General features: G+C 63.6%; 8 protein-coding genes and 1 pseudogene. All 9 read right to left on the bottom strand.

The features are described from left to right. Positions 1-1,262: hypothetical protein (locus tag GEV05_21995; GenBank protein MPZ46007.1), on the bottom strand; the 1,262-nt coding region annotated here is incomplete at its 3' end. A gap of 130 nt (positions 1,263-1,392) precedes the next feature. Continuing rightward, entirely contained in the window at positions 1,393-2,448 is a 1,056-nt protein-coding gene (locus GEV05_21990) for a hypothetical protein (GenBank protein MPZ46006.1), read from the bottom strand. A gap of 368 nt (positions 2,449-2,816) precedes the next feature. Continuing rightward, positions 2,817-2,909: pseudogene (locus tag GEV05_21985) on the bottom strand (group II intron reverse transcriptase/maturase). A gap of 162 nt (positions 2,910-3,071) precedes the next feature. Further along, a complete protein-coding gene (locus tag GEV05_21980; protein ID MPZ46005.1) occupies positions 3,072-4,454 on the bottom strand; it encodes an AMP-binding protein in 1,383 nt (460 codons plus the stop codon). Then, positions 4,451-5,548, bottom strand: a complete 1,098-nt coding sequence (locus tag GEV05_21975) for a glycosyltransferase (GenBank protein MPZ46004.1) — start codon at positions 5,546-5,548, stop codon at positions 4,451-4,453. Before GEV05_21975 ends, GEV05_21980 begins: the two co-directional genes overlap by 4 nt. 139 nt (positions 5,549-5,687) lie before the next feature. Next, a complete protein-coding gene (locus GEV05_21970) occupies positions 5,688-7,004 on the bottom strand; it encodes a nucleotide sugar dehydrogenase (protein MPZ46003.1) in 1,317 nt (438 codons plus the stop codon). 94 nt (positions 7,005-7,098) lie between these two features. Beyond that, positions 7,099-7,893, bottom strand: coding sequence for a class I SAM-dependent methyltransferase (locus tag GEV05_21965; GenBank protein ID MPZ46002.1), 795 nt, complete (start codon positions 7,891-7,893; stop codon positions 7,099-7,101). A 13-nt stretch (positions 7,894-7,906) separates the two neighbouring features. Further along, positions 7,907-9,175: a TIGR03087 family PEP-CTERM/XrtA system glycosyltransferase gene (locus GEV05_21960; GenBank protein MPZ46001.1), complete on the bottom strand. Its 1,269-nt coding sequence runs from the start codon at positions 9,173-9,175 to the stop codon at positions 7,907-7,909. Then, the gene (gene asnB / locus GEV05_21955) at positions 9,172-11,097 is read right to left on the bottom strand and encodes an asparagine synthase (glutamine-hydrolyzing) (protein ID MPZ46000.1); all 1,926 of its coding nucleotides are present in this window, start codon (positions 11,095-11,097) and stop codon (positions 9,172-9,174) included. Before asnB ends, GEV05_21960 begins: the two co-directional genes overlap by 4 nt.

Raw genomic sequence — 11,097 nt, 5'->3', positions numbered from 1 at the left:
ACCTGCATCGTGAACATATCGAGCGAGGCAAAGCCTGCGCCAACTACGATTAGCTTGTGGTCCGAATCGTAGCCCACCGTCCGGCCGTGCGCGCCGGACGTGATTGCAAGACGCCGCGGATCGAAGAAGTACGGCTTCGGATGATTCGGCGCACCGGAAGGATATGTCACCTTGGCCGGCGTGATGTCGTCCCAAGCGAGCGTATCGAGGTTGACCTCCAGCACCTTCCAGATCTCGGTCCAGTCATATTTCATGTGATCCATGTCCGCGCCGCCGCCATAGGCCGTGCGGCTGCGGTCCCACGAGTTGATCACCCACCACCCACGGCGCAACTGAGGATCGCCCACGAACGTCGTGGAGATGGCGGGGATGCCACCCGATGCGGCACGCAGGTGATCCACGAATGGAACCTGTACCTCTCGCCGCAGCTTTCGCTCATCCACATGGTAGCTGCACAACCAGGAGCGCATGCCTCGTTCTTCCGGCCGCGCCTCCCATCCATGTGCATCGATCATCCAGACCTTGCGCGTATTCGGATCGAAAAAGTACTTGGTCTGCCCGACCCCTGCATACGTGACGTTCCTGGGATAGCCATTGCGCTCTGTGACGTCATGGTAGCTCCAGGTTTTCGTCGCGAGCGATAAATGCATTGCGGCTACCGGCCCGTTATATCCGTTCGCAAAGCAGATGCGGACAAGCTCGTCCGTCTTGGGGTCTCTGACCGCGCCCCACGCCTTGACCGAACCCCTGACATACTTCTCCAGCGCAATACCCGGATTGATCCATTCGTTTGTTTCCGGGTCGTAGGCAAGGATCGGCTGCCGCAGCGCGGGCTTCCCTTTCGGCGCGTAGTCCGACCTCGGCAGCCAGGGCGCGAACTCGCCCACGTCGCAGTAATCCCCCCCAGTGCCCGGAGCAGCGTCCGACATCCCCGGCCAGAACCACATGAGCCTGCGCGATTCGTCCGGGACAAAAGCAGCCCAATCCGGCCGGTGAGGACGATTTCCGGGTTTGCCTGTGCAGTACGGCTGTCGCAGCTGCCATTCCAGGTTGGGGCTCGAAATCGCCCAGACCTCATTGCGGTAATTGTTGTTGTTGTCGCGTGGTTGTGGAGGCTCTCCGGTCATCCCGGCGTTGTCGCCTGCGGTGTAGAAGAACTCGCCACGCCACGGACACCAGTCCAGCGAACCGTGCTTGGCGCCGCCGATCGGGCACAGAATCCGTCCCGAGGCCGGCGTGATCGGATGCGCGATCCAGTTCATTCGTTGCTCCATCAAACCAGCCCCAGGCAGAGGGCTACGCGACGGTTAGCGAATCCCATGCAGCTTGACCTCGAGTCCCCCGGCCTGATCGCCCATCGTGCCGTGAAGCACAAGCATGGAGGGATCGGGCTCATACCGATATTCGCTGTACGGGAAAGAAGGGGCTGGCCATCAGCGCGTAGCGGCCACGGCCAAGCCGCCGGAACCGGCCCCATACGCCATTGATGGTGTGTTCCGCGCCTGGCGGAACAGGGATGGCGCGGTACTCCATCGCCATGTCCGCCAGACGCAGAATGGCGACACGATCGGGATAGGCGAAATCCCACAACACCAGGGCGTGCATGTCGGCGTCGTACTCGAAGCCGGGGCTCTTGCCCTTGAGCCCGCTTGTATCGCCTTTGATCGCCACGGGTTCCCATGCCTGCCCCGTGTTCTGACCGAGCTTCATTCGAAGCAGATCCGCCCGCTTCGCATCGTCATTGGGAAAGAACCCGCCGAGATTGATCGCGTAGACACAATCTTCCTTCGGATCGATCTGGAACGACACGTACACCCCGATGTCCGCGTTATATGGGTCGGACCCGCGCGGGAAGTTCGTCGCCGTGTCGGTCGCCGGGTCGTATGTCCAGAGATTCTGGGTGGATCGCCCGCAGAAGATGCGATCGCGCCTGAAGTCGTAAACCGCAGCCATTCCCGATCGATGAAACGGCCAGAGATTCTTGTGCGCCCATTGCCCGGTCGCAGGATCAAGCCATCCGCAGTACTTGTCCGCCCGCCCGCCTTTGTCGAAACAAGCGCCGCTTGCCATCAAGACGCGCTGTTGCTTCGGCAGCCAGATCGGCATGGCGTAGGTGTGCCGTGATGCAGGCTTGCCGTCCGTATAGAGGTAAATTCCGTTCGCGGGTCGAGAAGGGATGTCTCGATTCGCCCCGCCAACGAACTCCGGCGGATAGGGCGTCATCTCGTGCAACCGCGCGCTCCGGTTGGCGACCAAGTCGATCATGAACGACTCGTTCGGATACCAGTCGGCATGCCCGCCAGGAACAGCGAGATAGAACCGCTTGGCCTCGTAGTCGAACGCCGCCCCGTTCCAGGCGAGCGTGACCATCTTCTTCAGGTCCTCGCTATTCCCCGTGATCGGCATGTGGACGAGCGGCGCGATGACCGTTCCCTCGATGCTGGCCACCCCGGCGCAAGCCGGATCGAACGGGGCGGGGCCAGTGCGATTGGGCGCCCGGGGTATCCGGTTCGTCCGTGGCCCGCAATCCGGCGAGCTTGGATACGCGGCGCCCTGGGCATAGGCCAAGGCCGCAAGACCGGCGAGGAACCGACGTCGTCGAATGCTCATATGGTCATGTTACCGCGGTGCGGCACCTTATCCATGGCGCGGTCCTGGCCACGGATGCGAGCCGTACTGTCCGTTGCGATGGCGCTCGCACGAGTTGCATCGAGGCGATCAGTCGAGCACCCGTCAGCATCGACGCAATGGCGAGCGCCAGCACGCTCTTCGCAGGAAAAAATGTCGTGGCGTTGCTTTTCTCTCCGCAAACCGAACCCGCTATTCAGGTACGCACGGATCAACCGGATCACTCCGACGTCCCCGACACGCTCCCGGAGGCGGTCGATGAGAATGTCGTGATTGACCCGATGGTGGGTAGAGACGGTCCTTGAGGATTGCCCTCTTGTAACCGTCCCCCCTCGCAGAACCCGCCGTGCGGAACTACCGCAACGGGCTAGTACTGCGACACTGAAATTTCGAAACGCTCGGCGTACTGGAGGCGACGTTTGTGAAACTAATATGTTGCGACACTAGGCTGCGTCCGACATGGCGGCCGTGCGGGTCTTGGGTGCGACGTTACTCACGACGTAGCGAAACTTGCCGCTCGCTTCGCGCGGTATCGCATCGACCTTGCGGATCGTCACGGCGACGGTTGCGCCGAGGCGTCGCTGGAATTCCGCTCGGATAAGCGATTCGAGCGACGTATCGAAATCCGCCCCGGGAACCAGCAGGACTTCCGTGTGGGCGAGATCATGCTGAACGATCTTGAAGCGTTCGACCTCGGGCAGATCGCGAATTACGTAGATCAGCGCCAGCCCGTGCATCACGGTGCCGTCCGCAGCCACCACGAAGTCCGTGCTTCGCCCTTCGATTTCGCTCAGCACAGGAAGCCCGCGTCCGCAGGGACAGGGCTTCGGGTCCACGCTCGCCCGGTCGCCGGTTGCATAACGCACGAACGGGAAATCGGCAGTTGCCATATGCGTAACGACGATCTCCCCGACCTGGCCCGGCTCCGCCGGGCGACCGTCGTCGTCCAGGATCTCGACCACGATGTCGTCGGCGCTGATGTGCATGCGGCGCGCGGGGCAGTCGTGAGCGATGAACCCCGCATCGCGCCCGCCGTAGCCGTTCGCGACCCGGCAGCCGAACACGGATTCGATGATCTCGCGCTGATGGTCGTACAGGCGCTCCGAGGTCACGAAAGCCACCTCGATTGCCAAGCCTCCCAGGTCGATGCCGCGCTTGCGCGCGTGGGTTGCGATCAGGGACAGCGAGGACGGATAGCCGAAAAGCATCCTGGGCCGCTTTGTGCGAATCGCATCCACGTAGCGGTCGAGACTCGCTTCCGACATTTCGAATGCGGGCAGCAGGTCGCTGCGCATGAGCCGGTCCCGCAGTATCCGGAGGCGGTCCTGCGCTCCCAGTTCGATCGGCGACCCCCATACGACGAGCTCCCGATCTCCGATGTCCACGTCCCACCACCGGGTTGCGCGCCACTTGGCGGCAACGTCGTGGCTGCGCCGGTCGCGGCCGATGAAGAACACCAGCGGCTCGCCGCTCGATCCACCGGTGTTGTAGCGTTTGAGGCCGGTCGCTCCCTCGGCTTTCAAGCGCTCGACGTTGGCACGGATGTCGGGCTTTCTCAGCAGCGGCAGCATGCCGAGCTCTTCGATGCTGTCCATGCGAACAGGATCGAAGCCCGTGCGGCCGAACAGATCCCGGTAATAGGGAACCCGGTGCCCGATCCCGGCGAGAAAGCGCCTCAGCTGCTCGAACTGGTACTGGCGCAGCCGCTCGGGGTCCCACCATTGGCTCGCCTCGAGCTCGCGCAGCCGGCGCACGGAATCATGGCCCTTCAGCCGCTCATGCGCGGGAAAGAGCACGGAGGAGCAGAAGCGCGTGTAAAGGCTCATCGTCCCTCCGCCACGGCGACGATGCGCTGGGACGCGAGCGACTCGTACAACCCGAGCCAGAGACCTCGAATTTCGCTCCAGGCATAACGTTGCGCCTCGCGCAATCCCTGCTCGATCAACCGATCGGCCAGCGCCGGATCGTCGAGGATCGCGCAGACCGCTTTGGCAATCGCCTCGGGATTCCTTGCCGGCACCAGCAGTGCCGTCTCCCCGTCGCGCGCGATGTACGGTATGCCGCCGACGTCGGTCGATACCACCGGCACGCCTGCGGCATAGGCCTCGAGTATGACGTTCGGCATGTTGTCCACGGTGCTCGGATTCAGCATGACAGTGGCGTCCCGGTACAGTGCCGCCATCGCGTTGCGGTCCAGCCGGCCGGCGAAGTCGACCTGCTCACCGATGCCGAGCTCTGCTGCAAGCTTTGCGAGCCGCAAGCGTTCCGGTCCTTCGCCCGCGATGGTCAGTACGCCTCCTCGCACCCGCTCGCCGAGCAGCGCAAATGCTTTCAGCGCGGTATCGATATCGTAAAGCGCCTCCAGGTTGCGCGTGACGATGACGTGAATCCTCCCGCTCGCTCTCCGCTCCGGATTCGGTCGGAACTGATCGAGATCGACCACGTTCGCAATGACCTGCATGTCGATGCCTTCGCGGGCGAACACGTCCCGCAGATATCCGGAAGGCGCGACGCGGGCGTCGGCTGCAAGGAGCGTCCGCTTCACCGCGCGCGCAGCCCCCCGAAGGAACTTTGCGGCGTCTCCGCCTCTATAGTTCACGACAACCGGCACGCCGCGCCAACGTGCGATCCACACCGCAGGCGCGGCGAACAGATGCCAGGCCCAGCCCGAGTTCGCCAGCACGTGAACCACTTGCACCTCTGCCGTCATGCGCCAAAGCGCGCCAAGGTACGGCAGCAGCCGAAACGCCGCTCGAACCAGTCGAATTCGGCCTATCCACCAGGGTCGATAGGGCGCGTTGGTCTGCACCATCCGCACGCCCATCCCCTCCCCGCTTAGCAGCTGCTCGAGCTGCCGGCACTGCATCGCCATCCCGCCCGCCGGTGGCGGCAAAGGGCCGACGAGACCGATGGTCAGCATGCCGCTCCCTCGCTCGCGCCCGACGCGAGTGGCGGCGTTTCCGGCGATCGGCGAACACTTGCCGAGGAAGGTGAGGCTTGCTTCCTCGCGTGTCGCCACGGCGCGATTCCGCCTAGAAAGCGCTTTCGTTGGCGACAAGCTACCAGCACAGCCCTTCCACCGTCGCCGCCACGTCCTCGAGCTCCGGAAGTCGGACCAGGTCGAGGACATATTGCTCGGGCCGTAAGAGCCGGCGCAACTGCTCCGCGAGCCGCTTGTCGTTCAAACCGACCACGATCGCATCCGACTGCGCCACGACCTCTTCGAGATCCGACCTCAGCAGCGCGCCGATGTGCGGTATGTGCTGCTCGATGAATCGCCGGTTCGCGCCGAGCAGCCGGGACAGGTGAACTTCCGGGTCGTATACCAGCAGGCTCAACCCCTTGCCGATGAACTGCTCCGCGATGAGCACCAGCGGGCTCTCGCGCAGGTCGTCCGTACCGGTCTTGAACGACAAACCGATCATGCCGACGCGGCGCTTGCCGGTCGCAAGCACCTTCTCGATCGCGCGCTCGGTATGGATCCGGTTGGACTGGAGGATGCCCGAGAGCATCGGGACCTCGACGTCGCGCGTTTTCGCAAGATAGGTCGTCGCACGCAGATCCTTCGGCAGGCAGGACCCGCCGAAGGCGAAGCCGGGACGCAGATAGGCTTTCGAGATATTGAGCTGCGTGTCCCGGCAGACGAGATCCATGACCTGGAACGGATCGACCCCGAGGGCGGTGCAAAGTCGTGCCGTCTCGTTGGCGAACGTGATCTTCAAGGCGTGGAAGTTGTTGCAGCAGTACTTGACCATTTCGGCAGCGCGTATCGAGGTGCGATGGAACTCGCACGGCAGACGGCCGAAAAGCGAGCGCAGCTGCTCGGCAGGAAACTCATGGTTGGCGCCGATGATGGTGAACGGCGGCCGATCGTAATCGCGTATCGAGGTGCCTTCGCGCAGGAACTCGGGCTGGAAGCACACATCGAAATCGACCCCATCGCGCTTGCCCGACTCGCGCTCGATGATGGGCCGCAATGTATCTTCCACGGTGCCCGGAACCACGGTGGATCGAAAGACGAGCACGTGTCGAGCGTCCTTGGCGCGAATCGCGCGCCCCAGATCGGCCGCGAGTCGCAGCAAGGCGGACTGGTCCTGGCTGCCATTCGGGGCGGACGGCGTCCCCACGCAGATGAGCGACAGGTCGGTATCGCGCACGGCGGCGGACACGTCCTGACCGACCGCCACGCGACCGCTCGCCACGACGGTGTGCATAAGATCGACCATACCCTCCTCGACGACGGGTGTCTTGCCCTCTTCGATCAGCGCAAGCTTCGCCTCATCGATGTCGACGCCGATCACTTCGTGGCCGTCACGTGCGAGGCACGCGAGCGACACCGCACCGACGTAACCCAGTCCGAAAATGCTGATCTTCATTCCTTGCCGTCCCCTTCAAATACCAACGAGCAGTTTCGAGTGCACTCGGGCCCGTTCGCCTGCATTCACCGGCTGTGTTTTCGCGCGCAAAGCATCAGCCTGCGCGCGCGGGCTCACTGACCGTGACCCTCGGTGTCCGGGCCTCGCCGAGTTCCAGAATGCCTACCCGACTCCCCAACGTGGCGGCCGCGGCGAAACGATTTTCGGCTGCGATCTCTTCCCAGCACCGCTTCATGTCCGACGTGTATTCGATGTCGTCGATGAGAATGAGGCTTCCGGGCGCGCTTCTCTCCGCCACCAGGTTCAACTGGGGCACGACGAACTCCCGCGTATGGATCGCGTCGATGAAAGCGATGTCGATACTGCTTCCCCGGGGGAGGCACGCGTCTATGTTGTCCTCGAACGTACCCTGGGTGAAGGTGAAGCGACTGCTGATCTGCGACAGATTCCCTTGCGCGATCTGTGCCCATACCTCGTTGGGCTCGAAAGTCAGGAGCACGCCTTCCTGGTTGGCTTCGATGCCCGCGAGCCAATACATGCCCGAAATGCCGAACGCAGTGCCGAACTCCACGACGACCTTGGGCTTCCTGCGAACGGCCAGGCTGGCGTAGAAGTTTCCCATCACCCGGCTGGTGCGCACATCGTTCGAGCGTCGGCTCTGCCCCGCCGTCTTGCCGCCGTATCCTGTCCAAAGTGGCTGCGCGCCCAACTCGTGCGTGGCCACCGCCAACTCCTCGATCTTCTCGCTGAGAGGGCTGACGTCGAGCTTGATGAGCGGGCCAGGGTAGTGCCGTCCCAGCCAGGATGAAGGATTTCGTTTCAGCCAGCGAATATGCACCGGCCGCGGAAACAGCAGGTAGGCGGCGGTGTCCATCAATCGCTTCAGCATTGCAGCATTTCCTTCAGCTCAGCTGGTTTCCATCGACAGGCGCCCGCGATCCGACCGGTCCGGCTTCGGCACTGCCGCTCGGCTGCACACGGCCGCTCCGGCCTGCCAGGCATCGCTCGATGATCCGGTCGAGGCGCTGCATGGAGCCGCTCCAGCCGTGGTGCGACAGCATCCGCTCCCGTCCCGCCTGCGCGAGACGTGTACGCTCGTTGCCGTCGTCGAGCAAGCGCAGAACAGCAGTCGCGAAGTCCTCTGGCGTATCAGCCACCAGGAAGTGCGCACCGGCCACGGCATCCACCCCGCCGGCAGCAACCGCGCTGGTGACCACCGGTACACCCATGGCCATCGCCTCGAGTATCTTGTTCTGGGTTCCACGCGCGATGTTGAGCGGTGCGACCATGAGCGCGGACCGGTGCACGTAGGGCCGCACATCGGGAACTGACCCCGTCACGGTCACGCCCGGGATCGTGGCGAGGCGACGCACCGCTGGCGTTGGATCCGCACCGACGATCAAGAGTTTGACGCCGGGTCGCTTCTCCTGAATCCTGGGCAGCGTATTGGCGCAGAAGTCGAACATGCACTCCTGGTTTGGATAGTAGTCCATGCGACCGACGAAGCAGATCGTATCCCTGTCGGGCGGATCGCTGCTCGGCGCAAAGTATTCGCTGTCGACGCCGTTCGGGAACCAGGCGCTCGCCACACCGGTTGCGTACGACTCCAGAGTTTCCCATTCCGCCCGCGTGGTCGCCGTACACATGTCGAACCGCCGGGCGAGGCGGCGCTCTTCACGCGCCATCTTCACGCCCTCGAACCGATAACCCGCCGAAAGCGGGAATGGTTTGTAGCGCGCGTACTCGATCCACTTCTGCGAATCCATGTCCCCGAAATCGAGAATCTTGGGCGTGTCGCTCACGTGTGCGACGTACTGCGCGACCGACGAGCAGTGCACGAAGATGAGATCGAAGCGCTGCTCCCGGAGCAACCGCGCAACCTGCCGGCGCAGGGAGGTCGAGTAGAAAAACCCCATCGAGGAAGGCGTCGTCGTCGGCAGCCGAGAAACCATTCGCAGCGACTGCACCGGATCGCTTACTTGCGACATCACGAATCGGGTGCAATGGGGGGCGATGCCCTCGCCTTCCTTCGCCTCCGCATCGGAGCGCGCCAGCGAAGCAACCGTCACCTCGTGGTTGCGCGCGAGATGGCGGATCATGTTGAACGGCCGGATCTTGCCGCCTCGCTTGGGCGGAAAAGGAAAGCGGTGGCACACGTAGAGTATCTTCACGCGAGCGTCGCCTTGAGTTCCGCCGCCACGTCGTCGGGCGAGCGCGCATCCAGGTAGATACGCGCCCATACCTCCAGATTCAGCAGGCAGAGGATGCGGTCGGTGCCGTCGATGCGATTCTGCTCGTGATCGCGGATCAGCTGGCGCACCGATGCGGGCTCGAACAGCCCGCGCGCTCGGACGGCCTCTTCCGAGAGCAGCGACTCGCGCAACGGCGCCAGATCCCCGCGCAGCCACGCGCCCATCGGCGTGCCGAACCCTCGCTTCTTGCGTTCCAGGATGTCCTCGGGCAGCAGGGGCGCCAGCGCCTGCTTGAGCACGTGCTTGAGCCGCCCGCCGCGGACCTTGATCGCTTCCGGCATCGCGGCCGCGAGCTCGACCAGCTCATGGTCGAGCAAGGGCACCCGGCATTCCAGGGAGGTCGCCATGCTCATCTTGTCGGTCAGGAGCAGCAGATCGTCGGGCAACTGCGTTTGCGCGTCCACCGCGAGCATCCGGTTCAATCCGTCCTCGCTGCCGGCGTGGCGGAAAGCGTCGCGGATGACATCCGGATGGCTGATGCCGGTCACACGGGACATGCGTTCGATCTCGCGGCCGGAAAAAACCTCGACGTAGGATTTGTAGCGATCCTCGAACGAGAGCTCCGTGCTCGCAAGGAAGCCTCGCGCCAGACGGGTGATATTGAGCAGAGGCGAATGGCGGTCGCTCGGCAGCCGCTCGCCGACGGCAACTGCGGTGCGGCGCACCCATCCGGGCAGCATCTCGAAATATTGCTGGTAGTGGTTGCCGAGATAGCGCCGGTAGCCGCCGAAGAGCTCGTCGCCGCCCACCCCGGAAAGAATGACGGTCACGTCGCGGCGGGCGAACTCGGATACGAGATAGGTCGTGATGAATGCGGTGTCCGCGATCGGTTCGTCCATGTGCCAGACGAGCTTGGGCAACAGCGCCGCTACGTCGGGCTTGACGACGATCTCGTGGTGTTCGGTGTGAAAGAGCTCCGAGACGCGCCGTGCATAGGGCAACTCGTTGTAGAACTCGTCGGCCTTGCCGCCCTTGAACCCTATCGCATAGGTCCTTATCGGCTGGGCGCTTTGCGAAGCCATGCAGGCGACTACGGCGCTCGAATCGATTCCGCCGGAAAGGAATGCTCCGATAGGGACATCGCTCACCATCTGGGATCGGACCGCGGACTGGATCCCCGACCGTACCCGTTCGACCCATTCCGACTCTGAACGAACGGTGTCGATCGCAGGTGAAATCCGCCAGTATCGCCGCAGCTCCTGCCGGCCGTCCTCCACGACCAGCATGCTTGCAGGCTCGAGCTTCTCGATGCCCTTGAAAATGCTGTGCGGGGCGGGAACGTACCCGAGATTCAGGTAGCAGTGCACCGCGGTGGGGTCGAGCTCGGCCGAAACGCCAGGCAGCGCAAGCAGCGCTTTCGCCTCGCTCGCGAACGCGACCCGTTTCGAATCGCGCAGCAGGTACAACGGCTTTACGCCCAGGCGGTCGCGGCCGATGATCAGGCGGCGCTGGCGGCCATCCCACAGTGTGAACGCGAATATCCCATTCAGGCGCTCGACGAAGCCCTGCCCATATTGCTCGTAAGCGTGCAGGATAGTTTCGCAATCCGAACCCGTCTTGAAACGGTGGCCCGCGCCCTCGAGCTCAAGCCTGAGCTCACGGAAGTTGTAGATCTCGCCATTGGCCACGAGCCAGACGCTGCCATCTTCGTTCGAGAGCGGCTGATGGCCGCCGGCGAGATCGATGATGGACAGTCGGCGCATTCCGATCGCGCACGGACCATCCACGTGCCGCCCCTCGTCGTCGGGACCACGATGGATGGTGCGAGCGCCCATGGCCGTCAAATCGGCCGCTTGCGCCGCCGCGCCATCGATTCGCAGATAGCCGTAGATGCCGCACAT

It is taken from the genome of Betaproteobacteria bacterium, assembly GCA_009377585.1.
In the GTDB taxonomy this organism is placed as follows: domain Bacteria; phylum Pseudomonadota; class Gammaproteobacteria; order Burkholderiales; family WYBJ01; genus WYBJ01.
This window is presented reverse-complemented; position numbering and strand designations above follow the sequence as displayed.